This is a genomic window from Polynucleobacter sp. MWH-Adler-W8, assembly GCF_001889925.1.
In the GTDB taxonomy this organism is placed as follows: domain Bacteria; phylum Pseudomonadota; class Gammaproteobacteria; order Burkholderiales; family Burkholderiaceae; genus Polynucleobacter.
In genome coordinates, this window is sequence record NZ_LZFI01000002.1 from 184,554 (window position 1) to 209,987 (window position 25,434).

General features: G+C 46.3%; 23 protein-coding genes and 2 tRNA genes. 20 read left to right on the forward strand and 5 right to left on the reverse strand.

Annotated features, from left to right (window positions below):
- Window positions 1-67 precede the first annotated feature (67 nt).
- Window positions 68-778 (forward strand): queuosine precursor transporter, encoded by a 711-nt coding sequence (locus AOC28_RS01745; RefSeq protein WP_072582548.1) that lies wholly within the window; start codon window positions 68-70, stop codon window positions 776-778.
- Between the two features lie 110 nt (window positions 779-888).
- Entirely contained in the window at window positions 889-2,496 is a 1,608-nt protein-coding gene (locus tag AOC28_RS01750) for an ABC-F family ATPase (RefSeq protein ID WP_072582273.1), read from the forward strand.
- Between the two features lie 39 nt (window positions 2,497-2,535).
- Here the strand turns inward: AOC28_RS01750 and AOC28_RS01755 are convergent, their stop codons facing one another.
- The 4 genes from AOC28_RS01755 to AOC28_RS01770 are packed head-to-tail and all read right to left on the reverse strand — an operon-like array spanning window position 2,536 to window position 6,033.
- Window positions 2,536-2,802 (reverse strand): DUF1289 domain-containing protein, encoded by a 267-nt coding sequence (locus tag AOC28_RS01755; protein WP_192846840.1) that lies wholly within the window; start codon window positions 2,800-2,802, stop codon window positions 2,536-2,538.
- Window positions 2,799-3,971: a GNAT family N-acetyltransferase gene (locus AOC28_RS01760; protein ID WP_072582274.1), complete on the reverse strand. Its 1,173-nt coding sequence runs from the start codon at window positions 3,969-3,971 to the stop codon at window positions 2,799-2,801. The genes AOC28_RS01755 and AOC28_RS01760 overlap by 4 nt, the downstream gene beginning before the upstream one ends.
- Window position 3,972: 1 nt before the next feature.
- Entirely contained in the window at window positions 3,973-4,359 is a 387-nt protein-coding gene (gloA, locus tag AOC28_RS01765) for a lactoylglutathione lyase (protein WP_072582275.1), read from the reverse strand.
- A 3-nt stretch (window positions 4,360-4,362) separates the two neighbouring features.
- Window positions 4,363-6,033 carry an electron transfer flavoprotein-ubiquinone oxidoreductase gene (locus AOC28_RS01770; protein WP_072582276.1) on the reverse strand — a complete coding sequence of 557 codons (1,671 nt, stop codon included), beginning with the start codon at window positions 6,031-6,033 and terminating at the stop codon, window positions 4,363-4,365.
- A 159-nt stretch (window positions 6,034-6,192) separates the two neighbouring features.
- On the opposite strand from AOC28_RS01770, the gene AOC28_RS01775 reads away from it, so the two are divergent.
- From AOC28_RS01775 to AOC28_RS01850, 16 genes are all read left to right on the forward strand, one after another.
- Entirely contained in the window at window positions 6,193-6,894 is a 702-nt protein-coding gene (locus AOC28_RS01775) for a CoA transferase subunit A (protein WP_071465615.1), read from the forward strand.
- Window positions 6,895-6,909: 15 nt separating this feature from the next.
- On the forward strand, window positions 6,910-7,560 hold the full coding sequence (locus AOC28_RS01780; RefSeq protein WP_072582277.1) for a CoA transferase subunit B: 651 nt from the start codon (window positions 6,910-6,912) through the stop codon (window positions 7,558-7,560).
- A 35-nt stretch (window positions 7,561-7,595) separates the two neighbouring features.
- Window positions 7,596-9,461 carry an alpha/beta fold hydrolase gene (locus AOC28_RS11640; protein ID WP_072582278.1) on the forward strand — a complete coding sequence of 622 codons (1,866 nt, stop codon included), beginning with the start codon at window positions 7,596-7,598 and terminating at the stop codon, window positions 9,459-9,461.
- Window positions 9,462-9,482: 21 nt separating this feature from the next.
- The gene (locus AOC28_RS01790) at window positions 9,483-11,519 is read left to right on the forward strand and encodes an HD domain-containing protein (RefSeq protein WP_072582279.1); all 2,037 of its coding nucleotides are present in this window, start codon (window positions 9,483-9,485) and stop codon (window positions 11,517-11,519) included.
- Window positions 11,520-11,537: 18 nt separating this feature from the next.
- A tRNA-Val gene (locus AOC28_RS01795) sits at window positions 11,538-11,614 on the forward strand.
- Window positions 11,615-11,740: 126 nt separating this feature from the next.
- Window positions 11,741-13,663 (forward strand): threonine--tRNA ligase, encoded by a 1,923-nt coding sequence (thrS, locus tag AOC28_RS01800; RefSeq protein WP_072582280.1) that lies wholly within the window; start codon window positions 11,741-11,743, stop codon window positions 13,661-13,663.
- A 42-nt stretch (window positions 13,664-13,705) separates the two neighbouring features.
- Window positions 13,706-14,230: a translation initiation factor IF-3 gene (gene infC, locus AOC28_RS01805; protein WP_174249837.1), complete on the forward strand. Its 525-nt coding sequence runs from the start codon at window positions 13,706-13,708 to the stop codon at window positions 14,228-14,230.
- A 140-nt stretch (window positions 14,231-14,370) separates the two neighbouring features.
- Window positions 14,371-14,568, forward strand: coding sequence for a 50S ribosomal protein L35 (rpmI, locus tag AOC28_RS01810; protein WP_046330084.1), 198 nt, complete (start codon window positions 14,371-14,373; stop codon window positions 14,566-14,568).
- Window positions 14,569-14,593: 25 nt separating this feature from the next.
- Complete coding sequence (rplT, locus tag AOC28_RS01815) at window positions 14,594-14,959, forward strand: 50S ribosomal protein L20 (RefSeq protein ID WP_011902675.1); 366 nt, start codon at window positions 14,594-14,596, stop codon at window positions 14,957-14,959.
- Between the two features lie 25 nt (window positions 14,960-14,984).
- Window positions 14,985-16,031: a phenylalanine--tRNA ligase subunit alpha gene (gene pheS, locus AOC28_RS01820; protein WP_072582281.1), complete on the forward strand. Its 1,047-nt coding sequence runs from the start codon at window positions 14,985-14,987 to the stop codon at window positions 16,029-16,031.
- Between the two features lie 33 nt (window positions 16,032-16,064).
- A complete protein-coding gene (gene pheT, locus AOC28_RS01825) occupies window positions 16,065-18,521 on the forward strand; it encodes a phenylalanine--tRNA ligase subunit beta (RefSeq protein WP_072582282.1) in 2,457 nt (818 codons plus the stop codon).
- 53 nt (window positions 18,522-18,574) lie between these two features.
- A complete protein-coding gene (locus AOC28_RS01830; protein ID WP_072582283.1) occupies window positions 18,575-18,898 on the forward strand; it encodes an integration host factor subunit alpha in 324 nt (107 codons plus the stop codon).
- Window positions 18,876-19,226, forward strand: coding sequence for a MerR family transcriptional regulator (locus tag AOC28_RS01835; protein ID WP_072582284.1), 351 nt, complete (start codon window positions 18,876-18,878; stop codon window positions 19,224-19,226). The genes AOC28_RS01830 and AOC28_RS01835 overlap by 23 nt, the downstream gene beginning before the upstream one ends.
- 24 nt (window positions 19,227-19,250) lie before the next feature.
- A tRNA-Pro gene (locus tag AOC28_RS01840) sits at window positions 19,251-19,327 on the forward strand.
- Window positions 19,328-19,364: 37 nt separating this feature from the next.
- Window positions 19,365-19,778, forward strand: a complete 414-nt coding sequence (locus AOC28_RS01845) for a PaaI family thioesterase (protein ID WP_072582285.1) — start codon at window positions 19,365-19,367, stop codon at window positions 19,776-19,778.
- Between the two features lie 183 nt (window positions 19,779-19,961).
- The gene (locus tag AOC28_RS01850; protein WP_072582286.1) at window positions 19,962-20,246 is read left to right on the forward strand and encodes an H-NS histone family protein; all 285 of its coding nucleotides are present in this window, start codon (window positions 19,962-19,964) and stop codon (window positions 20,244-20,246) included.
- Window positions 20,247-20,329: 83 nt separating this feature from the next.
- Here AOC28_RS01850 and AOC28_RS01855 read toward each other — a convergent pair whose 3' ends face one another.
- Window positions 20,330-21,028, reverse strand: a complete 699-nt coding sequence (locus AOC28_RS01855; RefSeq protein WP_072582287.1) for an excisionase family DNA-binding protein — start codon at window positions 21,026-21,028, stop codon at window positions 20,330-20,332.
- 299 nt (window positions 21,029-21,327) lie between these two features.
- On the opposite strand from AOC28_RS01855, the gene AOC28_RS01860 reads away from it, so the two are divergent.
- Both AOC28_RS01860 and odhB read left to right on the forward strand, forming a co-directional pair.
- On the forward strand, window positions 21,328-24,183 hold the full coding sequence (locus AOC28_RS01860; protein WP_072582288.1) for a 2-oxoglutarate dehydrogenase E1 component: 2,856 nt from the start codon (window positions 21,328-21,330) through the stop codon (window positions 24,181-24,183).
- A gap of 52 nt (window positions 24,184-24,235) precedes the next feature.
- On the forward strand, window positions 24,236-25,429 hold the full coding sequence (gene odhB, locus AOC28_RS01865) for a 2-oxoglutarate dehydrogenase complex dihydrolipoyllysine-residue succinyltransferase (protein ID WP_072582289.1): 1,194 nt from the start codon (window positions 24,236-24,238) through the stop codon (window positions 25,427-25,429).
- The last annotated feature ends 5 nt before the right edge of the window (window positions 25,430-25,434 follow it).

Genomic DNA, 25,434 nt, shown 5'->3' on the forward strand with positions numbered 1-25,434 from the left:
TGCCTGCATCCTGCGTAATTTCAGGAATGCAGATATTCTTCTTTCTATTATCCATTTTTCTAGACTTATGGACTCACCAAGACGTCACCATCGCTATTACGACCTGATTCTGGCTGCCTTTGTGGTTGTTCTCCTGTGCTCGAACTTTATTGGGGCAGGGAAGGCTGCCGTAGTCGACCTGCCTTATTTTGGACGGGTACCTTTTGGTGGCGGTATCTTGTTCTTTCCCATCTCTTATTTCTTTGGCGACATCCTGACTGAGGTCTATGGCTACGCGTATGACCGTCGAGCCGTATGGGCTGGTTTTGCAGCCTTGGCATTTGCGGCCATCATGGCACAAATTGTGATTGCCTTGCCGGTTGCGCCTGGGGCCTATATGGCGAACTATCAACAAGGCTTAGAGACTGTTTTTGGAAACTCTTGGCGTATTGCCCTGGCCTCAATGTTTTCTTTCTGGTGCGGCAGTTTTGCCAATAGCTTTGTATTGGCGAAGATGAAGATATGGACTCAAGGCCGCTTCTTATGGATGCGCACTATTGGATCAACCGCAGTAGGGGAGTTGGTGGACTCCTCATTCTTTTATATGCTCGCTTTCTACGGTCTATGGCCTACCCATGAGGTTATTCAGGTGGCTTTAGCTCAATACGCCCTGAAAACAGCCTGGGAGATCCTAGCTACGCCTTTGACCTACTGGGTTGTGAATTTCCTCAAGCGTAAAGAAAATGAGGATTATTACGATATTCATACGAATTTCACGCCATTTCGGGTCAAACTCTAATCAGTTCCTAATTTCAGGCTTTCCCCGCCCTAAACCGTTAAAATAACGGTCTTTGCCCCCAGTCTAGGGGGTATCTATTGAATTGAATTTCAGAAAGCTAGAAAACATCCGTGCTGTCCGCATCTAATATCACCATGCAGTTTGGGGCAAAGCCTCTGTTTGAAAATATCTCCGTGAAGTTTGGTGGCGGTAATCGTTATGGCCTCATTGGAGCAAACGGTTGCGGTAAATCTACCTTCATGAAAATTCTGGGTGGCGAATTAGAGCCCACCAGCGGCAACATCAGTCTAGACCCAGGCGTTCGTCTAGGTAAATTGCGTCAAGATCAATTCGCATACGAAGATGTGCGTGTTCTGGATGTGGTGATGATGGGTCACGAAGAAATGTGGAAAGCTGCTGCTGAGCGCGATGCGATCTATGCAAATCCAGAAGCGACTGACGAAGACTATATGAAGGCTGCAGAGCTCGAAGGTAAGTATGCCGAGTACGGTGGCTACACCGCAGAAGCAAAAGCAGGCGAGTTGTTATTAGGAATTGGTATTCCAATCGAACAACACAATGGACTAATGAGCAATGTTGCTCCTGGTTGGAAGCTCCGTGTATTGCTTGCTCAAGCCTTATTTTCAGATCCAGATGTTTTGCTCTTAGACGAGCCAACCAATAACTTGGATATTCACTCTATCCATTGGTTAGAAGACATTCTGAATCAGATTAAAAGCACTATCATCATCATTTCCCATGATCGCCACTTCTTGAATGAAGTCTGTACGCATATGGCTGATATGGACTACGGAACACTGAAGGTCTATCCAGGCAACTACGACTCCTACATGCTTGCCTCTGTACAGGCAAGAACGCAACAACTTAGTTCTAATGTGAAGGCCAAAGAAAAAATTGCTGAATTGGCTGCTTTCGTAGCCCGCTTCTCGGCAAATGCTTCCAAGGCGCGTCAAGCAACTTCACGTCAACGTCAGTTAGAGAAGATTGAAATCGTAGAGGTAAAACCTTCATCACGTCAAAACCCATTTATTCGTTTTGATACTGAGAAAAAATTGCATAACATGGCAGTAGAGTGCAATGCGCTTACCAAAGCCTATGACCGTGTGATCTTTAAAAACTTCAAGCTCGGTGTTCGTGCTGGTGAAAAAATTGCCATTATTGGTCAGAACGGTGCTGGTAAGACAACACTTCTAAAAACGATTCTGAGTAAGCGTTTTGACGGTATCGCTGCTGATAGTGGCGATGTGAAGTGGGCTGAGAATGCTAACGTTGGTGTTATGCCACAAGACAATACTGAGATGTTTGCAAAAGACGAATTGCTCATGGATTGGATGAATAACTGGCGCAACACTGGCGATGACGATCAAGTAATCCGCGGTACCTTAGGACGCCTTTTGTTCTCCGGTGATGACATTGGTAAGTCTGTTAAGGTTCTCTCCGGTGGTGAAAAGGGTCGCATGATTTGGGGCAAGTTAATGCTCCAGAAATATAACGTCCTAGCAATGGACGAGCCAACCAATCACATGGATATGGAGTCGATTGAGAGCTTGCAAATCGCTCTTGAAAAGTTTGACGGCACTCTCATCTTTGTTTCTCACGACCGTGAGTTTGTTTCTGCTTTGGCTAATCGCATCTTGGAAGTTAAGATGGATGGCACTATCGTTGATTATTCTGGAACTTATGAGGAATACTTAAGAAGCCAGGCTTTGGCTGGATAAATCAGTTAATGCAGTGAAGTGAGTTAAAAAATAAGCCCATCAAATGGGCTTATTTTCTTTAGCTTGTCGCTGAAAACGGGTTGCCGTTCCATCCTCGCGAATACGCTTCCAAACAGAAGCCTTTTCTTCATCCGAGAAAAAGACCCAATTACTCACCTCATTTAAAGTGCGGCCACAACCTTGGCAAATCTCATCGTATAGAGTCGTGCAGACGCCGATACAAGGAGAATCAGATTCGTCATCTCCAGTAGAGAGTGAATGTGAGCCGTCTTGTGATGCTTGATTGTTATTGCTTCCAGAATTCATGGGAGTACTTTAGTCGATTTCAGCGGACTATGCTCGGCGAGCTCATCAACATAAGCCCCAATGCCTTGGTGCTCACGTTCCAGGAAATGAGCAATCGCCTTTGAAAACCTAGGGTCTTTAATTAAATGGGCCGATCGGATTGTGGTTGGCAAGAATCCTCGCGCCATTTTGTGTTCACCTTGCGCACCGCCTTCAAAGGTTTGAATGCCTTCTTTAATGCAGTATTCAATCGCTTGGTAGTAAGCGGTTTCAAAGTGTAAACAGGGCACATGTTCAAGCGCACCCCAATATCTGCCATAAACCTTAGATGATTGTTTATCCACCAACAGTAGGGAGGCGGCAATAGATATCCCGTTACGCTCAGCAATAATGAGGTGCAAATTGTTTGGGATTCGTTTGGCCAATAGTTTGAAGAATGAGTCATTGAGATATGGACTTGATTGATGCTCTAGGTAGGTATTTTGATAGCAATCGAAAAAGAATTCCCAATCCTGATCTTTGGAGTCTTCTCCAGGAACATGCCTAAATGAAATTGCTTCCCTTGCAACCTGTTCTCGTTCACGACGAATATTCTTGCGACGCTTCATCGTTAATATTGATAGAAACTGTTCAAAGCTCTGAAAATTTTGGTTGTGCCAATGAAACTGCACAGAATCTCTTAGCAATAGGCCTTGTTCCCTGAGAAATTCTGCTTCATCCGTTATGGGAAACAAGATATGTGCAGAAGAGAGATCGTTATCTATCATCAAGGATTTCAGTCCGCTGAGGAGTGCTTTCTGAATCTCGAGCGCATTGCATTGTGGTGCGCTCAAAATACGCGAACCCTGCACAGGCGTAAACGGAATGGCGCATAGTATCTTTGGATAATAATTCATGCCTTGCTGCTCGTAGGCTTGTGCCCAAGACCAGTCAAAGACAAACTCACCATAGGAATGTTTTTTTAAGTACAAAGGCATTGCACCAACCAACTGCTTGCCTTGCCTTAAAACAAGATGGGCCACTTGCCATCCTGTATTGCCGCCAACACACCCGGTCTCCTCAAGAGAGCTTAAGAACTCATATGTGAGAAAAGGGCCGGCGTCACAGGTGAGCAGGGTATTCCAGTCTGAAGCAGATACATCCGATAGGCTATCGAGAATTTCTAGATGGAATGTATCTGAGCTTGTCACTTTAGCGCTGAATTAATTCAATTTTGTAACCGTCTGGGTCGGTCACAAAGGCAATGATGGTGTCGCCACCCGCAACCGGGCCTGCTTCACGCGTGACATTTCCGCCGGATGCATTAATTTTGTCGCATGCCGCATAAGCATCAGAAACGCCGATGGCGATATGACCATAGGCAGTACCTAAATCGTAAGAATGAACTCCATGGTTATAGGTCAACTCAATCTCTGCTTGCCCATCGGCATTACCTTTGCCAAAGCCAACAAAGGCTAAGGAATATTTTTGCTCTGGGCGCTCAGTAGTGCGCAAAAGATTCATACCGAGCACTTTGGTGTAGAAATCAATCGAGCGCTGGAGATCTCCAACGCGCAACATTGTGTGTAGCATCATCATGGCTTACATTGCTCCATAGTTGGGGCCACCGCCGCCTTCAGGTGTCACCCAAACAATATTCTGGCTTGGATCTTTAATGTCGCAGGTTTTGCAATGGACGCAGTTTTGTGAATTGATTTGTAAACGTGGCTGACCATCCGCTTCAACGTACTCATAAACACCAGCAGGGCAGTAGCGTTGCTCAGGCCCTGCATAGGTTTTGAGATTCAAGCTAACTGGGATTGCCACATCTTTTAAAGTGAGATGAATCGGTTGATTCTCGGCATGGTTCGTATTAGAGATAAACACGGAAGATAGGCGATCAAAGCTGATCTTGCCGTCGGGTTTGGGATAGTTAATCGGTTTGTGCTGGGCTGCGGGCTCCAGGCACTCGTGATCAGCATGCTTGAGATGTACTGTCCAAGGCATATTGCCACCCAATACCTTTTGCTCCAATCCAACCATCAGGGTGCCGATATATAAACCTTTAGACATCCACGGCTTGAAATTACGTGCTTGATTTAGTTCAGTATGTAACCAGCTATTTTGGAAAGCAGTTGGGTAGCCGGCCAAGACATCGGCAGAGCGATTGTCATTGAGGGCGGATACTGCTGCTTCTGCAGCTAGCATGCCAGTTTTAATGGCGGCATGACTGCCTTTAATACGTGAAGCATTTAAGAATCCTGCATCACAACCAATCAATGCGCCCCCTGGAAACACCATTTTTGGAAGACTATTTAATCCGCCCGCGGTGAGCGCACGTGCACCATATGCAATACGTTTGCCACCTTCAAAAGTTTCACGAATTTTTGGGTGCAACTTATAGCGTTGGAATTCTTCAAAAGGAGAAAGGTAGGGATTCTTATAGGACAGTCCAACAACCAAGCCCACCGCAACCTTGTTATCGCCAAGGTGATACAGGAATGAGCCGCCATAAGTATCGCTCTCTAAGGGCCAACCAGCGGTATGAACCACCAGGCCAGGCTTACTCTTAGAAGGCTCTACCTCCCACAACTCTTTGATCCCAATAGCGTAACTTTGTGGATCGGCATCTTTATCTAAGTCAAACTTAGCAATGAGCTGCTTACCTAGATATCCGCGAGATCCTTCGGCAAAGAGTGTGTATTTACCGCGCAACTCCATACCCAATTGAAATTGATCGGTAGGATTCCCTTCTTTATCCAGGCCCATAGACCCAGTAATAACTCCGCTAACTACGCCTTGCTCGTTATACAAAATATCTGCCGCAGGGAAGCCTGGAAAAATTTCTACTCCAAGTGCTTCAGCTTGTTCGCCCAACCAACGAGTCACATTGGCCAAGCTCACAATAAAGTTGCCTTCATTCTTAAAACAGTGTGGCAGCATCAAATTAGGAACTTGATACGAATTATCGGAAGTTAAAAACAGAAATTGATCTTGTGTCACTTCAGTATTCAGTGGTGCACCCATTTCTTGCCAGTTCGGAAAAAGCTCGGTGAGTGCTTTAGGGTCCATGACAGCGCCAGACAGAATATGGGCGCCGATTTCTGAACCCTTTTCTAAAACACAAACGCTGATTTCTTTGCCTGAATCATGAGCAAGTTGTTTGGCTTTGATGGCAGCAGCGAGGCCAGCAGGTCCGCCCCCAACAATGACCAGGTCGTAATCCATGGATTCCCTGGGTCCAAATTGTTCTAGTAGCTGCTCCTGATTCATGCAATTTCTCCGAGATTTCTTAAAAAAGAGGGTATTTCAGCCTTGATAGTTTAGTTCTAACTGCCAAAAACCAATTTAGTGCCGAGACACCCTAGGCTATAGGATCTAAGGCGTTATGATTACTTTTTTACCTTTTTTGGCAATCTTAGGACAAAAGTTATGAATAAAACTTACCCATCGGCAGTCGATGCCCTGCGGGACATCTTAAAAGATGGACAAAAACTGGCTGTCGGCGGTTTTGGTCTGTGTGGTATTCCTGAGGCGCTCATTCAGGCGGTGAAAGATCTCGGCGCACAGAATTTGACTGCTATTGCGAATAACGCTGGTGTAGATGGATTTGGCTTGGGCCTTTTATTGAATTCCCGTCAAGTCAAAAAGATGATTGCCTCTTATGTAGGTGAGAACAAAGAATTTGAGCGCCAGTTTTTAGCAGGTGAGTTGGAATTGGAATTCACACCACAAGGCACCTTAGCTGAAAAATTACGCGCTGGTGGCTGCGGTATTCCTGCGTTCTATACCAAGACTGGTGTTGGAACATTGGTAGCTGAAGGCAAAGAAGTAAAAGAGTTTGATGGTGAAAAATACATCATGGAGCGTTCTATTGTCTCTGATATTTCTTTGGTGAAGGCATGGAAAGCAGATAAGTCAGGAAACTTAGTCTATCGCTACACTGCACGTAACTTCAATCCTGTTGTGGCAATGGCTGGCAAGATTACAGTTGCCGAGGTGGAAGAGATTGTGGAAAACGGTCAACTCCATCCAGATGAAATTCACACTCCGGGCATTTATGTACATCGCCTGGTGCTTCACAAAACGCCAGAGAAGCGCATTGAACAGCGCACTTTGACTGCAAAAGCTTAATTTAGGAAGATCGAGATGCCTTGGACAAGAGATGAGATGGCAGCACGTGCTGCTAAAGAATTAAAAGATGGCTATTACGTCAATCTTGGTATTGGTATGCCTACTTTGGTGGCCAACCATGTACCAAAAGATATGGAAGTGTGGCTTCAGTCTGAAAATGGTTTGCTGGGCATTGGCCCATTTCCCACCGAAGAAACCATTGATGCCGACTTAATTAATGCTGGCAAACAAACCATCACAACATTGCCTGGCTCTTCCATTTTTTCATCTGCCGATTCTTTTGGAATGATTCGCGGTGGAAAAATCAACATTGCTATTTTGGGCGCAATGCAAGTGAGCGAACATGGTGACCTAGCCAACTGGATGATTCCAGGAAAAATGGTGAAGGGTATGGGCGGTGCAATGGATTTGGTTGCTGGTGTAAAACACGTCGTGGTATTGATGGAGCATGTAGCCAAGAAAAAAGATGGCACAGAAGAGCTCAAAATTTTGCCTAAGTGCACATTGCCACTCACTGGTGTAGGTGTCATTAGTCAGATCATTACTGATCTTTGCGTTCTTGACATCACTCCTAAGGGCTTGAAGTTGGTCGAATTAGCTCCTGGTGTAAGCAAAGAAGAAGTGATTGCCAAAACAGGTGCCCCTGTTGATACAACGGGTTTCTAACCAGCGTCATCAATTAATGGAATAATGGGTTCACCATGTCGGGCTCCCATCATTTCCATTCTCATTCAAAGCCATCAAAGCCCCAGAATCACTCTGGAGCAGATCATTCACTGCATGCCCACAAAAAAGGGGATGCAAAGCACTCCCATAGTAAAGAAGTCTCAAATCAGAACTTGCTATTAATTGCATTAGTGCTCACCCTAGGATTTTCTGGGGTTGAAGGTGCGGCAGCCTACTTCGCTAATTCCTTAGCGTTGATCTCCGATGCTGGTCATATGATCACTGATGCTGCAGCACTTGGATTGGCACTCTTAGCGCAAATTATTTCTCGCCGCCCACCATCACCAAAACATTCATTTGGATTCGGAAGAGCTGAAGCGTTGGCGGCATTTGTCAATAGTATTGCAATGCTTGGGCTGGTGTTGTGGATTGTGATTGAGGCTATAAGCCGCTTTGCTAATCCGCACAAAGTAGATGGCCTCACTGTCACCATCGTAGCGGCGATTGGTCTGTTAATGAACATCGTAGTTGCCTATGTGCTCTCACGTGATAAGAAGAGCGTCAATACCCGTGCAGCCTTAGTGCATGTGATGGGTGACTTATTGGGATCAGTTGCTGCTTTGATTGCGGGTGTGGTGATTCAGCTTACTGGCTGGATGCCAATCGATGCCATCCTTTCTATTTTGGTCTCTTTGCTCATCCTGAAGTCGACAATCTCGATCCTGCATGAGTCCTATCACTTTTTGATGGAAGGCGTCCCACTCCATATTGATTATTTAGAAGTGGGTAAAGATCTCAAAAGCATTCCAGGTGTTTTAGCAGTTCATGATCTGCATGTCTGGGAGATGACACCGAGTTTTCCTGCATTAATCGGCCATATTGAAATTGCGGATATTCAAGAATGGCCAGGAATCATGGCCAAGATCAATAGCATGCTGCTTGATAAGCATGGAATTGATCATGTTACTTTACAGCCAGAAGAGGTTGGCGACGCACATGAACATAATGAGTCTTGTGATGATGTAGGGCCTGCCGATGTGATGCATGATGGTGATACGTTTTATGTGCAATGCTCGAGTGGCAAGACTGTGCATCGGATGGCCTATCACGCCTGGGGTAATCCTAATAATGCAAAAGTATTGTTCTGTGTTCATGGTTTAACCCGTCGAGGCAGCGATTTCATGACTCTGGCAAAAGCCTTGTGTAAAGATTATTACGTTGTATGTCCAGACGTAGTGGGTCGGGGAGATTCTGATCGCTTGAGCAATCCAATGCAGTATGCCGTTCCACAATACGTTGCGGATATTGCAGGGCTTGTAAAACAGTTGGGGGTGTCGCAGATTGACTGGTTTGGCACCTCGATGGGTGGATTGATTGGTATGGTCTATGCAGCTATGCCAAATTCTCCCATTCGCAGAATGCTGATTAATGATGTGGGTCCAACAATTGAGCCTGAAGCAATCAAGCGCTTAGGCTCTTATGTAGGCCAACCCTTTACCTTTGCCAATCGAGCTGATGCACTTACTCGCCTTAATCAAATTTGCGCTACCTTTGGGGAACATACCCCCGAGGAGTGGGAAATTTATAACGGTCCCATGTTAGTTCAGCGTGATGGAGCGTGGGTCATGCATTACGACCCGAATATCTCAGTGCCATTTGCTGCTGTTAACCCCATCATGGCTAAGGCCTGTGAGATGGCGATGTGGCATGCCTTTAAACAAATTCATATTCCCATGCTGATTGTGCGCGGAGGTGATTCAGATTTATTGTCTGCAGCAACAGTAGCGGAGATGTGCAAAGTCAATCCTTATGCACGTAGCATTGAAATTCCGAACGTAGGGCATGCACCTGCATTTGTGAAACCAGAGCAAATCGCTTTAGCAAAAGAATTCTTTAGTTAATTTCATAAGTAAATTTTGCCAATGGCAAATACTCCTAGCAAATCAGCAGCGTTAGAAAAACCCGCGATCTTTGCGGATGCTTGGTATGGCGAATCAGCTGAGTTACACGCTGCCGGGGTTGCTCAGGTTCTGCAATCTCTTAATCTGGATGAAGCCACTTTAGTTGCCGCTAAGAATATCGCTCGAACACATGGCAAAGAAGCTCTGATTAAACTCATTGATGAAGAGCCAGCCAAGCTTTTAATTGGTTATCGCGGCTTAAGACAAGCTCAAGCAAAGCTGGTGCGCGAGGATGGAGGTCTGAGCGTATCTGGTCAAGAAGAGATGCTGCGTAAGATGCTCTTAGCGTTTGGTGATGACCTGCGTGTTGTTCTGATTTATCTGGCATCACGTCTGCAAACCTTGCGTTGGGTGACCCAAGAAAAAATGGAGATGCCCGCAGCATGGGCTCAAGAGATTCTGGATATCGATGCCTCTTTGGCTAATCGCCTGGGCATCTGGCAGATGAAGTGGGAGATGGAGGATTTAGCCTTTCGGGTACTGTCGCCAGTGCTTTATCGCGATATTGCGCAGATGCTCGATGCCAAGCGTATTGAGCGCCAAGCTTTTATTGAGCGCATCGTTCGAGAGCTCGAAGCAGAATTAAAGACGGCACATATTGGTGGTGACGTATTAGGACGACCAAAGCATATCTATAGCATCTGGAAAAAGATGCAGGGTAAGTCCCTCGACTTTGCTAACTTGTATGACGTAAGAGCATTTCGGGTTTTGGTGGAGGACGTTAAAACTTGTTATGCCGTATTGGGAATCGTCCATAACGTGTGGCAGCCGGTCCCACGTGAGTTTGATGATTACATTGCAAGACCTAAACCTAACGGATATCAATCGCTTCATACCGTTGTTATGAATGAAGACGGCACGGCATTTGAAATTCAAGTACGTACCCATGAAATGCATCAACAAGCTGAGTATGGTTTAGCTGCACACTGGCGCTATAAAGAGGGCGCTTATCTTGGCATGGCCACGCCACCCAATCCAGCCAAATCCAATAAGCCAAGCGTTGGTCATCAGCAGGGTACTCATAGCGCTGAAGTAGCTTACGAGCGCCAGATAGCTTGGGCGAGGCAACTGATCTCCTGGAAAGAGGATGCCTGGGAACAACTCAAGCACCATGAGATTGATGACCACATCTATGTCCTTACCCCTTTGGGGAAAGTGATCTCTTTAGAGAAGGGATCGACGCCCATTGATTTTGCTTATGCAGTGCATACCAACCTCGGTCATCGCTGTCGTGGTGCGCGTGTTGATGGCGCCATGGTTCCGCTTGAGACGGCTTTGCAAAATGGGCAAACCGTTGAAATTATCGCTGTCAAGCATGGCGGGCCATCACGGGATTGGATTAGTCCGGATAAAAATTATTTGCGCTCACAACGAGCGCGTCAACGAGTGCGCGCTTGGTTTAATGCGCTTGATGATGAAGAGACGGGGCAAGTTGTAAAAACTCCAGAGGCTAAGCCAGAGATCAGTGCTGAGGCTAAACCAATAAACCCAGAGATCATATTGCGTGACAGTAGTCGCAAAACAGGTCAGGGTGGTGATGTCTTGGTTGTTGGGGTTGATTCTTTATTGACTCAACTAGCGCGTTGTTGCAGACCTGTTCCACCAGATTCGATTGCGGGCTTTGTAACGCAAGGTAGGGGTGTATCGATTCATCGCCGATCCTGTAAAACATTCAGAGGCCTTCTCGATCGCGCGCCTGAGCGTGTGATTCAAACCGCATGGACTGCTTCTGCGGCAAATCCAATAGTCAGTTCTGAACAAAAAAGGGTATTCCCAGCCGATTTGGTGGTAACCGGCCTTGATCGACCTGAACTCATGAGAGAGTTATTTGAGATTCTGACTCGCCAAGGGGTGCATGTGACTGATTTGCGTAAATCCGCCAAAAAAGGCCTGACTCAGATCCTTTTAACGGTTGAGGTTAAGGATTCTGAAGTGTTACGAGTGGTTCAAAACAGCTTGGAAGAGGTCAAAGGGGTCACCCAAGTGCGTCGCCGGTGATAAACTCTATGGCTGTATAGGCTCGTAGCTCAGCTGGTTAGAGCACCACCTTGACATGGTGGGGGTCGTTGGTTCGAGTCCAATCGAGCCTACCAACGAATAATGACCCAAAAAGGGAGGCCCAAAGGCCACCCAAGAGGCGCGGATGCCCTAAAGCTACCGCGCTTTCTTTTTAGGTCAATGAAGTGAAACTGAAGTTCAGTTAATAAGATGGAGTTGTTATGCCAGTAGTTACTCTGCCCGATGGATCAAAACGAGAGTTTGAAGCTCCCGTTCGTGTAGCGGATGTTGCCCAAAGCATCGGCAGTGGTCTCGCTAAAGCTGCCTTAGGTGGCATTGTTGATGGCAAGATGGTCGATACCAGTTTTGTGATTGATAAAGATAGTCAGCTCGCCATCATCACTGATAAAAGTCCTGAGGCTTTAGAGATTGTCCGTCACTCCACAGCGCACTTATTAGCCTACGCTGTGAAAGAATTATTTCCAGAAGCGCAAGTCACAATCGGCCCAGTAATTGATAACGGTTTCTACTACGACTTTTCTTATCACCGTCCATTTACGCCAGACGACTTAGTTGCTTTAGAAAAGAAAATGACTGAGCTCGCTAAGAAAGATGAGCCTGTTACTCGCACTGTAATGGCGCGCGATGATGCGGTTGAGTTTTTCAAGAAGCAGGGCGAAAACTACAAAGCAGAATTGATTGCCAGTATTCCGCAGGGCGAAGATGTTTCTTTATATGCTGAAGGTAAGTTCACCGATTTATGCCGTGGACCCCATGTGCCATCCACCGGTAAATTAAAAGTGTTTAAGCTAATGAAGCTTGCTGGTGCTTATTGGCGTGGCGATAGTAAGAATGAGATGTTGCAGCGAATCTACGGTACTGCTTGGCTGCGCAAAGAAGATCAAGATGCGTATCTGCATATGCTTGAAGAGTCTGAGAAGCGCGATCATCGCCGCTTAGGCAAACAGCTCGATTTATTTCATTTTCAAGAAGAGGCGCCTGGCCTTATTTTCTGGCATCCAAAAGGCTGGTCAATTTGGCAGGAAGTTGAGCAGTACATGCGTCGCGTGTACCAGCAGGAAGGCTATCAAGAAGTCAAAGCCCCGCAGATATTGGATCGCGCCCTTTGGGAAAAATCGGGGCACTGGGAAAACTATAAAGAAAATATGTTCACAACCGAGTCAGAGAATCGCGCTTATGCATTAAAGCCGATGAACTGCCCTGGACACGTACAAATTTATAACTCAGGTTTACATAGCTATCGCGAATTGCCATTACGTTTTGGTGAGTTTGGTCAATGTCACCGTAATGAACCATCGGGAGCATTGCATGGTTTGATGCGTGTGCGTGGCTTTACGCAAGATGACGGTCATATTTTCTGCACCGAAGATCAGATTCAATCTGAAGTGGCCCAGTTCGATAAAGCAGTACGCGCTGTGTACCAAGATTTTGGTTTTACTGAGGTTGCGGTGAAGTTGGCTTTGCGTCCTGCTAAGCGTGTTGGTGATGATGCAATTTGGGATAAAGCGGAAGAGGCTCTCCGTGGCGCCCTCAAAGCCTCCGGCCAAGAGTGGGAAGAGTTACCGGGTGAGGGCGCTTTTTATGGCCCCAAGATCGAATATCACCTAAAAGACTCTATTGGGCGGACATGGCAGTGCGGCACGATTCAGGTCGATTTTTCTATGCCAGCCCGTCTCGGGGCGGAATATGTGGCCGAAGATAACAGCCGTAAGACTCCAGTCATGCTCCATAGGGCGATTGTGGGCTCTTTAGAGCGTTTTATCGGTATTTTGATCGAAAACCACGCTGGAAACATGCCTGTTTGGCTGGCTCCAACCCAGGCTGTAGTCCTTAATATCTCCGGAAATTCTGCTGCATATGCACAACAAGTGCAGCAATTGCTGAAAAAACAAGGGTTTAGAGTGGAATCCGATTTGCGGAACGAGAAAATTACGTATAAAATACGCGAGCACGCATTACAGAAGACTCCATTTTTGCTAGTTGTAGGTGATAAAGAGTCTGAAAGCAATACGGTGGCCGTTCGTGCCCGTGGCGGAGTGGATTTAGGTGTAATGCCTCTTGATGCCTTCGTTGCCCGACTCCAGCAGGATATATCCCAGAAAGTCGGACCCGAGCTTAGCTAGGGTTAGAACGGTTTTTATTGTTTTTTTAAAGGAATTAAGAAGATCGCTACTGAAAAATTGCAGCGCATTAACCGGGAAATTACTGCTCCTGAAGTGCGTTTGATTGGAATTGATGGAGAGCCCATCGGTGTAGTTAAGTTGAGTGAAGCCTTGGCTTTGGCGGAAGAGAAAGAGACCGATTTGGTTGAAATTGCTCCGACGGCTGTGCCACCTGTAGTCCGCATCATGGACTTCGGCAAATTCAAATACCAAGAAGCCAAGCGGATGCATGAAGCTAAGCTGAAGCAAAAAGTCATTCAGGTGAAGGAAGTGAAGTTCCGCCCTGGTACTGATGATGGTGACTACGGTGTGAAGCTACGCAATCTAATCCGCTTTTTGGAAGATGGCGATAAGACAAAGATTACGCTGCGGTTTCGGGGTCGTGAAATGGCCCACCAAGAAATCGGAGTCAGAATGTTGGAACGTTTGAAGTTGGATCTCGTTGAATACGGCCAAGTCGAACAGTTTCCAAAGATGGAAGGCCGCCAGATGGTGATGGTATTGGCCCCCATTCGTAAGGCTAAGTAATCAGGCTAAACCTGGTTCTTATGTAGGGAGGTATCTGAGGTGAATAACTGAGGATGCCGGTAGTTTGAAGTGCTTCTGGGTACAGGAAGAGTAACCGTCGGTTACCACCTATGTTGCACAAGTAATTGAAGGGGTGCTTTATGCCCAAGATGAAGAGCAAGAGTAGCGCTAAAAAGCGCTTCACGGTTCGCGCAGGCGGAACGATTAAACGAGGACAGGCTTTCAAACGCCACATCCTCACCAAGAAGACCACAAAGAATAAGCGTCACCTACGTGGTACTACCGAAGTTGCGAAAGCTGACGTTAAGTCAATTCGCTCCATGCTTCCATACGCTTAACCTCAGACTAGATTAGGAGAAATAAATGCCAAGAGTCAAACGTGGGGTTACAGCAAGAGCCCGTCATAAGAAAATTACCGATGCCGCTACAGGTTACCGTGGCCGTCGTAAGAACGTATTCCGTATTGCTAAGCAAGCGGTTATGCGTGCTGGTCAATATGCATATCGTGACCGTCGCAATAAGAAACGTGTATTCCGCGCATTGTGGATTGCTCGTATCAATGCGGCAGTACGTCAACATGACATGACCTATAGCGTATTCATGAATGGTATGAAGAAAGCTGCGATCGAACTCGACCGCAAAGTACTTTCTGATATGGCCATTGCTGACAAAGCGGCTTTTGCTGCTTTGGTTACTCGGATCAAATCCGTAGTAAACGCTGCAGCTTAATCTTAGTTTTCTAAACTAAGCTGCAATGGTTTCTCTCGACCACATTGTCGAGGATGCTAAACGTGATTTCCTCGGGGCTGCCGATGCGGCAGCTCTAGAGGACGCGAAAGCCAAGTATCTCGGTAAGTCAGGTGTTCTCACTGAGCGTTTAAAAGCGCTTGGTGGAATGTCGCCTGATGAACGTAAGAGTGCTGGCGCCCAAATTAATCAAATCAAAACCCAAGTAGAAGCTGCATTACAAGAGCGTCGTCAAGCTTTAGCTGATGCCATCTTGTTGCAACGTCTTGCAGCGGAGTCTATTGATGTGTCCTTGCCTGGCCGTGGTCAAGCAGTAGGTAGCTTGCATCCGGTGATGCGCACCTGGGAACGTGTTGAAGAGATCTTCCGCTCAATAGGTTTTGATGTAGCAGATGGTCCTGAGATTGAAACCGATTGGTTTAATTTCACAGCCTTAAATAGTCCTGAGAATCATCCTGCACGTTCAATGCAGGATACCTTTTATATCGATGGCAAAGATTCTAACGAGAAGCCCTTGCTATTGCGTACGCATACCAGCCCCATTCAGGTTCGTTATGCGAGCGAGCATGTTAAGAAGTACACTAATGCAGATGTAATGCCGCCAATCAAAGTGATTGCGCCAGGCAGAACCTATCGTGTTGATAGCGACGCAACCCATTCACCAATGTTCCATCAAGTTGAAGGCTTGTGGATTGCTGAGAGTGTTTCGTTTGCAGACCTCAAAGGCGTATATACAGATTTCTTAAGAACCTTCTTTGAAACAAACGAGCTTAAGGTTCGTTTCCGACCTTCATATTTCCCATTCACTGAGCCATCGGCTGAGATTGATATGGCCTTCGGTAGCGGCAAACTTGCCGGCCGTTGGTTAGAGATCTCTGGAGCAGGGCAGGTTCATCCAAACGTCTTACGTAATATGGGTATCGACCCAGAGCGCTATACCGGCTTCGCATTTGGATCTGGTCTAGAACGCTTAACAATGCTGCGTTACGGCGTAGATGACTTGCGCCTCTTCTTTGAAAACGATCTGCGTTTCTTAGCGCAGTTCCCTGCATAAAAATATTATTACTACTTAACCTTAGATCGCGCTATGCAATTTTCTGAATCTTGGCTTCGTCAGTATGTAAACCCATCACTCAATAGTGATGCGCTTGGTCATGCAATGACAATGGCTGGTTTAGAGGTTGAAGAGCAACATTCAGTAGCGCCTGCATTTACTAAGATCGTGATTGCGCAGATATTATCTGCAGAGCAGCATCCTGATGCAGACCGTTTACGTGTTTGTAAGGTAGACGCTGGTACTGGTCAAGAGTTACAAATTGTTTGTGGTGCGCCTAATGCGCGTGCCGGGATCAAGATTCCGTGCGCTATGGTTGGCGCTGAATTGCCTCCCGCTGAAGCCGGCGGTAAGCCATTCATGATCAAAGTAGGTAAGCTACGCGGTGTTGAAAGCCAAGGCATGTTGTGCTCTGGCCGTGAGATTGGTCTCGGCGATGATCACGAAGGCATCTTAGAGTTGCCAGCCGATGCGCCAGTTGGAAAAGATATTCGTGAATATCTGGATCTTGATGATCAAATCTTTGTTATTAAGTTAACCCCGAATAAAGCCGATTGCCTCTCATTAATGGGTATGGCAAGAGAAGTCTCTGCAATCACTGGCGCTGTGCTCTGCGCGCCTAAATGGACTCCACCAGCGGTATCAATAGAAGACAAGCGCAAAGTTACTGTAGAAGATAAACAGCTCTGTGGACGTTTTGCTGGTCGTGTGATTCGTGGCGTTAATCCTCAGGCTAAAACACCCGAGTGGATTGTGCAGCGTTTATCCCGCGCAGGTCAAAGAAGTATTTCTGCATTAGTAGATCTCTCTAACTATGTGATGTTAGAAATGGGTCAGCCAACACACGTATTTGATATTGATAAGTTAACTGGCGATATCACTGTTCGTTGGGCTAAAGCAGGCGAAACTCTTGAATTATTAAATGGTCAGACCGTGACTTTGCAGGGCCCCGACTCTGCAGGCAAGATGCAGGAAGCTGGCGTGGTTGCTGATCAGAATGGTCCGGTAGCTCTTGCGGGAATTATGGGCGGCAATCATTGCGCCGTATCTGATGACACCAAGAATATCTATGTTGAGGCTGCTTATTGGGTGCCATTAGCTATTCAGGGGCGTGCGCGTCGCTTTAATTTCAGTACCGATGCAGCTCATCGCTTTGAGCGCGGTGTAGATCCACAAAATACGGTTAATTGTCTAGAGTATCTCAGCGCCTTAATTATTGAGGTCTGCGGTGGCCAAGCTGGTCCAGTGGATGATCAAGTTTTAAATGTGCCTGAACGTAATCCAGTCAAAATGCGTTTGGCTAGAGCAGAAAAAGTAATTGGTATTCCACTGACAAATGAAGTGGTTGCCGATGTATTTCAGCGCCTTGGTTTTCAGTTTAAGCAAGAGGGTGATACTTTTGTCGTCACACCCCCAAGCTATCGTTTCGATATTGAGATCGAAGAAGATTTAATTGAAGAAGTCGCACGTATGTACGGCTTTGAAAACATTCCCGATCAACCGCCAGTAGCCTCATTGAAGATGAGTGCTAAAGCAGAAGCAAAACGCGGTGTGCATTTATTGCGCCAGCGTTTGGCTCTCCAAGGTTATCAAGAGGCGGTAAATTTTGGTTTCACAGATCTCGAAAGTGAAAAGCGTTTAACTGGCGCCACTGAAAAGGACATCATTGAAGTGCTAAATCCTATTGCTAGTCAATACGGTGTGATGCGCAGCACGCTTTGGGGTGGTTTGTTAAATAACCTCAAGGCGAATTTGAACCGTGGAGCAGGGCGTGTACGCCTGTTTGAGACTGGCCGTGTATTTAAGCGTGACGCGAATGCTCAAGAAGAAGCTGGCAAAGTGGCCGGGTTTCATCAGCCCCAGAAAATTGGTGGCCTAGCTTATGGATCTTTTGTTCCAGAGCAATGGGCTAATGCAACCCGTGCGGTTGATTTCTTTGATGTGAAGGGTGACCTGGAACGTGTTTTAGATCCCCTGCATTTTGTCACTGAAGCTGCACAGCACCCAGCATTACATCCGGGTCGCAGTGCGAAGATATTCTTGACTACAGCCAAGAATCGCATTGAAGTAGGATTCATTGGAGAGTTACATCCAGGATTGCAGCAAGCGTATGAGTTGCCACAAGCGCCAGTTTTATTTGAATTAGACTTAGATCCGATTCGCGAACTTGGGCTCCCTGTACCTGAGGAGTTGAGTAAATTCCCTGCTGTGCAGCGTGATTTGGCCTTAGTAGTCAAGCAAAGCGTATCTGCACAGTCATTGCTAGATGCAATGACTGCAAGTAAGCAAAATTTTGTGCGCAATATTGAACTCTTTGATGAATTCAAGCCTAAGGCTGGATCAAGCAGCATGGCAGATGATGAGAAGAGCTTGGCTTTTCGAGTAACCCTCTTAAACCCTAATGAGACATTGCAGGATCCCCAAATTGATGCAGTAATGGCTACTTTATTGGGCGCAGTAGAGAAAAAGTGCGCGGCCCGTTTGCGCTAGGTTTAATATTAGGCATAAATCAAATAATTAATTAGTTACCAAAGAGACAAGCAATGACTGAATTGATTTCTAACGACACCGTTACCAAGAATGAGCTATCTGAAGCTCTTTTTGATCAAGTTGGACTAAATAAGCGCGAAGCAAAAGATATGATCGATGCCTTTTTTGATCGTGTTGGCCAATCTCTTGAAGCAGGCGTAGAAGTTAAGATTTCCGGTTTTGGTAATTTCCAGTTGCGCAATAAGTCGGCTCGTCCTGGCCGAAATCCAAAGACAGGTCAAATGATTCCGATTGCAGCTAGACGCGTAGTTACATTTCACGCAAGTCAAAAGCTTAAAGATGTAGTGGAGTCACATGCTCGAGAAAACCGAGTTTGATGCTAGCTCAGCGCTGCTGAGCTCTCAACTTCCCCCGATACCAGCAAAGCGCTATTTCACCATTGGTGAAGTTGCTGATCTTTGTGGTGTGCGCTCACACGTACTGCGTTATTGGGAGCAGGAGTTTGCTCAACTCAGCCCACAAAAGCGCCGCGGTAACCGTCGCTACTACCAGCATCATGAAGTGGTCTTGATCAGAAAGATTCGCTCTCTCCTCTATGAAGAGGGCTTCACGATTAGCGGTGCTCGTAATCGCCTTGAAGAGGCTCGTGGCGATCTCCGTCTGCGTGAAGAATTGCAAGCGGTTCTGCAGATTCTCTCTAAATAGTTACTGCTACAATTTTGCTTTCGTCGGGGCGTAGCGCAGCCTGGTAGCGTACATGCATGGGGTGCATGTGGTCGGAGGTTCAAATCCTCTCGCCCCGACCATTCAAACTAATCCCACCATCTCAAAAGCACCATCTCCATGACAAGCGATACAAAACCCGTTGAATACTTTGGTCTCAAAATTCCTTTTTTGGCGCATTTGGGCGTAGTTCCTGAGTATGCGAAAGAAGGTAAGTCCCGAATTAGCCTTGACCTTAAGCCTGAGTATGAGAACAGCTTTGGTATTGCCCATGGCGGTGTCATCATGACACTTCTGGATTTTGCTATGGGCGCTGCAGCTCGTAGCATTTCCGAGGTTCCCTTGGGGGCCATGACGATTGATATGTCGGTAAGCTTCCTGCGTCCCAGCACCGGCAAAATCGTGGTGGAGGGCACCATCCTCAAACCCGGAAAGACGATTAACTACTGCGAAGCTGTTGTTTTGAATGAAACAGGGGAGATAACCGCCAAATCCAGCGGTACTTTTATGCTCAGAAAATCAAAATCAGTTTAATTAAATATAATATTTATAAAGATTATGTCTTTTATTAACCTGAGCTGATATAGCCCTAATAAATATAGTTAATTATTCCGAATAATATATATTGCCTTATTGATTAATGTATATATAATCATCATCTAATATGGCTTATATAAGCCCTATAAAACAACCTATTATTCGGAGAGTGAAAAGAATATGTCTTCTTATAAAGAGCTTTTAGCCCAACGCGAGCAGTTGGATAAACAGATTAAAGAAGCAATTGCCCTTGAAAAGGCTGATGGCATTGCCAAGGCCAAAGTCATTATTGAGCAATATGGCTTAACTGCATCCGATCTATTTAGCCGTAAAGCCGGCGTAAAGAGCGCTGGCGGTAAAGTGGCTCCTAAATACCGTAATCCTTCAACAGGCGAAACCTGGACTGGTAGAGGTAAGGCGCCAAAGTGGATTGAAGGCAGAGATCGTAGTAGCTATTTGATCTAAGTGCTTGTTTTTATTAATTTTTATCACTAAAGGCCGCTGATAGCGGCCTTTTCTTGTGCTCCTTTCTTAATCTGAATTGCCCTCTAAGCGCACTTCCTAGCCAAAGCTTCTACAAATAGGGGTTCTAGTAACTCATGCCGACTACCATGAGGCCAGTTTGCCTCAGCCTCTGGATTGGTTGCGGGGTAGCCAATAATGAGTGGATTGAGGTCAATTAAGCCGTTTTCAAGCTCCTGTTTGATGCTTTCGCTCAAAGGATGCTTACCGCCAGAGTTCTCGTCTGCCAGTGCAACCACACCAGGGTGCAGTTTGATAAAACCTTCATCTACTAGAATAGGTATACGCTGTGTGTCCTTGTTTTTGCTCAAATAATGGATTAAATGGACTTGCTCTACAGGTGGAATAAGAGCATCTAAAAAGATCAAATCGGGGGCAATGGAAACAGCCTTCATTAAACCCTCTAGGCTGTCTACTGCCATTTCCATGTCTACTTTTAGCTGCCAGTCAGCAATGGACTCTAATAATTCTTGGCCATTCTCAGACCTTCTAAATATCCCCATGGCTACGCAGTTTTGCGTGGTCTTTTGACGCATAGCCCTTTTTCTCCGTTGTAATTGCTGTTCTAAAGAGCTGGCCAATATTCGTCTATGGCCGCCACGAGTTTTCCAAGCAATGAGTTCGCCTAATTCCACCATTTTCTGAACGGTGCCTAGGGAAACCTGTAAAACCTTGGCGCTTTGGCGAGTACTGAGATATTCCGTTTCTGGGGTAATTAATTTCATATTTCCCTTAATTTCATTTAATTGTTTGAAGATTTAGAGAATAAAAATCAAATTCATTTGAATCTGTCGGTAAACCTTTAAAGCGGGGTAGGAAAGTTCTTATTAATTCTCATTTATAGGGAGATACCCCAAAATTCCTTGAAATCAGGGAATGCCCTTTATGTATCAATGGTCATTCGTGTTAAATTACACCTGTAGCACCAGTATTCGCACAGATCAATTCGCTAAACGGTAGAGCCGTGTAACGAATGGTTTTAACCACAGTTTTTATTCGGGAAACCCGATGAAAGGTGAGCATCATGATGCAGGATCAAAGAGATAACTCCTATCTCTTCGGCGGAAACGCACCCTACGTAGAGGAACTCTACGAATCCTACTTGCACGATCCAGCTTCGGTAGCTGATCATTGGCGAGATTATTTTGATAACGTGAAACAGGTTCCTGCGGTTGACGGTTCATCTCGAACTGACATTGCCCATGCACCTATTGTTGCTTCATTTGCTGAGCGCGCTAAGCAAGGTCCAATCAGAACGATTTCTGATTCGGCTGACTCAGAGATGGGCCGCAAACGCGTTGCTGTTCAGCAGTTAATTGCCGCGTATCGTAACGTCGGCAATCGCTGGGCAAACTTAGATCCATTAAAGCGGACAGAGCGCCAGGATATTCCTGAGTTAGATCCCGCTTTCTATGGCTTTACTGATGGCGATATGGATATCGTCTTCAATACAAGTAATACATTCTTCGGTAGAAACGAAATGTCCTTGCGCGATTTGCTCCAAGCATTGCGCGAGACATATTGCGGCACGATCGGTGTCGAGTTTATGTTTATTGCCGACCAGAAGATTAAGAAGTGGTGGCAAGAAAAATTAGAGTCTATTCGCTCAACCCCACAATTTAATGTGGATGAGAAGCGTCAAATCTTGGATCGCGTAACTGCTGCTGAAGGCTTAGAGCGTTACCTCCAAGCTAAATATGTTGGTCAAAAGCGCTTCTCCCTTGAGGGTGGCGAAAGCTTTATTGCCTGTATGGATGAGTTGGTCCGTGACTCAGGTAATAAAGGTATTCAGGAAATCGTGATTGGTATGGCTCACCGTGGTCGTCTCAATGTATTGGTCAACACCTTGGGCAAAATGCCTAAGGACTTGTTTGCGGAGTTTGAGCACAAGGGACCAGAAACATTGCCTGCAGGTGATGTTAAATACCACCAAGGTTTCTCAAGTGATATTTCTACTCCCGGTGGTCCAGTTCACTTGTCATTGGCATTTAACCCATCCCATTTAGAGATCGTTAACCCAGTGGTAGAAGGTTCTGCACGCGCTCGTATGGAGCGTCGTGGTGATATGTTGGGTGAGCAAGTCATGCCGGTGTTAGTTCACGGTGATGCTGCGATTGCAGGTCAGGGCGTGATGCAAGAAACATTAGCAATGTCAGAAGTTCGTGGTTACTCCACGGGCGGCACAATGCACATAGTGATTAATAACCAAATTGGTTTCACAACCTCAGATCCGCGTGACTTGCGTTCGAGCTTGTATTGCACGGACATCATGAAGATTGTGGATGCCCCGGTATTGCACGTAAACGGCGACGATCCTGAAGCAGTAGTTTTAGCAACAAAGTTGGCTGTTGAGTTCCGTATGAAGTTTCATAAGGATGTAGCAGTTGACATCATCTGCTTCCGTAAATTGGGTCACAACGAGCAAGATACGCCTGCAATGACTCAGCCTTTGATGTACAAGATCATTGCTGCACATCCTGGCACACGCAAGTTGTATGCCGATAAATTAGAAACTCAAGGAGTGTTGCCTGCTGGTACTGGTGACCTCATGGTCAAAGAGTACCGCGCTGCTATGGATGAAGGTAAGCAAACCTCCGATCCAGTATTGAGCAACTTCAAAGGCAAGTTTGCAGTCGATTGGTCTCCTTTCTTAAATAAGAAGTGGACCGATGAAGCCGATACAGCAATTCCATTAACAGAGTGGAAGCGTTTGGCTGAGAAGATCTCTACCATTCCTGAAGGTTTCAAGGCGCACCCATTGGTTGCTAAGGTCTACAACGATCGTGCTGCCATGGGTCGTGGTGAGGTTAACGTTGATTGGGGTATGGGCGAGCATATGGCTTTCGCATCCTTGGTTGCGAGTGGCTACCCAGTGCGCTTATCTGGCGAAGATAGCGGACGTGGAACCTTCACCCACCGTCATGCGGTATTGCATGAGCAAAACCGTGAAAAGTGGGATACCGGTACTTATGTCGCTCTTCAGCACGTAACAAAAGATCAAGCGCCATTTGTGGTGATTGACTCGATTCTTTCTGAAGAGGCTGTCCTGGGTTTTGAATATGGCTATGCCGCTGCAGAGCCAAACACCCTGACGATTTGGGAGGCCCAGTTCGGTGACTTCGCTAACGGCGCTCAAGTAGTTATTGATCAGTTCATCGCCTCAGGTGAAGTGAAGTGGGGTCGCGCGAACGGTTTGGTCATGATGTTGCCGCACGGTTACGAAGGTCAGGGCCCAGAGCATTCTTCCGCACGTCTTGAGCGCTTTATGCAGTTATGTGCTGATACGAATATGCAAGTGATTCAGCCGACCACTGCAGCGCAGATCTTCCATGTATTGCGTCGTCAAATGATTCGTCAGTTCCGCAAGCCGCTAATCTTGATGACTCCAAAATCATTGTTGCGCAATAAAGAAGCTGCATCACCTTTATCTGAATTTACTAAAGGCGGTTTCCAAACCATTATTGGCGAGCGTGATGATTCTATCGATGCGAAGCAAGTGACTCGTTTAGTCATGTGCTCTGGCAAGGTCTATTACGACTTGGTTAAGCAGCGCGCTGAGAAGAAGATTTCTGATATGGCGATCATTCGCTTAGAACAGTTGTATCCATTCCCGCACAAAGCATTGACTGCTGAGATGAAGAAGTATCCGAAATTGGAAGACGTAGTGTGGTGTCAAGATGAGCCGCAAAACCAAGGTGCCTGGTTCTTTGTTCAGCACAACATCTTGGAAAATATGTCTGATGGTATGAAGTTGGGCTATGCAGGACGTCCTGCATCAGCATCACCGGCTTGTGGTTATGCCCATCTCCACCAAGAACAGCAGAAGTCTTTACTGAATGCGGCATTTGCCAAACTCAAAGGTTACGTGATCACGAAATAATCGTCTTCATTACTCAACATACACACATACATACATACAAACAGGATTAATCATGGCTATTTTCGAAGTTAAAGTTCCACAACTCTCAGAGTCAGTTGCTGAAGCAACTTTGTTGCAATGGAAAAAGAAGGTTGGTGACGCTGTTGGTCAAGACGAGATCTTGATCGAAATCGAAACAGATAAAGTGGTTCTCGAGGTACCAGCTCCTTCCGCTGGTGTTTTGACAGAAATCGTTGTTGCTGACGGTGGTACCGTTGTTGCTGAGCAATTGATTGCAAAGATTGATAGCACTGCTGTTGCCGCTGCTGCTCCTGCACCTGCCGCTGCTCCTGCAGCAGCACCAGCAAAAGCAGCTGCTCCTGCCGCTAAAGCTGGCGCAGCTGCCGCTCCTTCCGCTGCAAAAATTCTTGCAGAGAAGGGTGTCGACGCTGGTCAAGTTGCTGGTTCAGGACGTGATGGTCGTATCACTAAGGGTGATGCATTGAATGCTTCTGCAGGCGGCGCTAAATCTGCTGCATTACCAAGCGCGCCAGTGCCAATGGGTGATCGCCCAGAAGAGCGCGTACCAATGAGCCGCTTGCGTGCTCGTATTGCTGAGCGCTTGCTTGAGTCCCAGGCTAACAACGCCATCTTGACTACATTCAACGAAGTCAACATGGCTCCAGTAATCGCTATGCGCAATAAGTACAAAGATCAGTTTGAAAAGGTCCATGGTGTGAAGTTGGGCTTTATGTCTTTCTTCGTTAAAGCAGCTACACATGCTTTGAAGAAATTCCCACTCTTGAATGCTTCAGTTGATGGTAATGACATCGTTTACCACGGCTACTTTGATATTGGTATTGCTGTGAGCTCACCCCGTGGCTTGGTAGTTCCAATTCTGCGCGATGTTGATCAAATGAATTTAGCTGACATTGAGAAGAAGATTGCTGAATTTGGCACTAAAGCTCGCGAAGGTAAGTTGTCAATTGAAGAGTTGACTGGCGGCACATTCTCGATCTCTAACGGCGGCGTATTCGGCTCCATGCTTTCCACTCCGATCATCAACCCGCCGCAATCCGCTATTTTGGGTATCCACGCTACTAAAGATCGTGCTGTAGTTGAAAACGGTCAAGTAGTTGTTCGCCCAATTAACTACCTTGCTTTGTCATATGATCACCGCATCATTGACGGTCGCGAGGCTGTGCTTGGTTTGGTTGCTATGAAGGATGCTTTAGAAGATCCTTCACGTCTTCTCCTTGATTTGTAAGAAGG

Excerpts from the sequence above, each read along its gene's own strand:
- AOC28_RS01745 (WP_072582548.1), top strand. The coding sequence starts at position 68 with ATGGACTCACCAAGACGTCACCATCGCTATTACGACCTGATTCTGGCT.
- AOC28_RS01755 (WP_192846840.1), bottom strand. The coding sequence starts at position 2,802 with ATGAATTCTGGAAGCAATAACAATCAAGCATCACAAGACGGCTCACAT.
- gloA (WP_072582275.1), bottom strand. The coding sequence starts at position 4,359 with ATGATGATGCTACACACAATGTTGCGCGTTGGAGATCTCCAGCGCTCG.
- AOC28_RS01770 (WP_072582276.1), bottom strand. The coding sequence starts at position 6,033 with ATGAATCAGGAGCAGCTACTAGAACAATTTGGACCCAGGGAATCCATG.
- AOC28_RS01775 (WP_071465615.1), top strand. The coding sequence starts at position 6,193 with ATGAATAAAACTTACCCATCGGCAGTCGATGCCCTGCGGGACATCTTA.
- AOC28_RS01780 (WP_072582277.1), top strand. The coding sequence starts at position 6,910 with ATGCCTTGGACAAGAGATGAGATGGCAGCACGTGCTGCTAAAGAATTA.
- AOC28_RS11640 (WP_072582278.1), top strand. The coding sequence starts at position 7,596 with ATGTCGGGCTCCCATCATTTCCATTCTCATTCAAAGCCATCAAAGCCC.
- AOC28_RS01790 (WP_072582279.1), top strand. The coding sequence starts at position 9,483 with ATGGCAAATACTCCTAGCAAATCAGCAGCGTTAGAAAAACCCGCGATC.
- thrS (WP_072582280.1), top strand. The coding sequence starts at position 11,741 with ATGCCAGTAGTTACTCTGCCCGATGGATCAAAACGAGAGTTTGAAGCT.
- rpmI (WP_046330084.1), top strand. The coding sequence starts at position 14,371 with ATGCCCAAGATGAAGAGCAAGAGTAGCGCTAAAAAGCGCTTCACGGTT.
- rplT (WP_011902675.1), top strand. The coding sequence starts at position 14,594 with ATGCCAAGAGTCAAACGTGGGGTTACAGCAAGAGCCCGTCATAAGAAA.
- pheS (WP_072582281.1), top strand. The coding sequence starts at position 14,985 with ATGGTTTCTCTCGACCACATTGTCGAGGATGCTAAACGTGATTTCCTC.
- pheT (WP_072582282.1), top strand. The coding sequence starts at position 16,065 with ATGCAATTTTCTGAATCTTGGCTTCGTCAGTATGTAAACCCATCACTC.
- AOC28_RS01830 (WP_072582283.1), top strand. The coding sequence starts at position 18,575 with ATGACTGAATTGATTTCTAACGACACCGTTACCAAGAATGAGCTATCT.
- AOC28_RS01835 (WP_072582284.1), top strand. The coding sequence starts at position 18,876 with ATGCTCGAGAAAACCGAGTTTGATGCTAGCTCAGCGCTGCTGAGCTCT.
- AOC28_RS01845 (WP_072582285.1), top strand. The coding sequence starts at position 19,365 with ATGACAAGCGATACAAAACCCGTTGAATACTTTGGTCTCAAAATTCCT.
- AOC28_RS01850 (WP_072582286.1), top strand. The coding sequence starts at position 19,962 with ATGTCTTCTTATAAAGAGCTTTTAGCCCAACGCGAGCAGTTGGATAAA.
- AOC28_RS01855 (WP_072582287.1), bottom strand. The coding sequence starts at position 21,028 with ATGAAATTAATTACCCCAGAAACGGAATATCTCAGTACTCGCCAAAGC.
- AOC28_RS01860 (WP_072582288.1), top strand. The coding sequence starts at position 21,328 with ATGATGCAGGATCAAAGAGATAACTCCTATCTCTTCGGCGGAAACGCA.
- odhB (WP_072582289.1), top strand. The coding sequence starts at position 24,236 with ATGGCTATTTTCGAAGTTAAAGTTCCACAACTCTCAGAGTCAGTTGCT.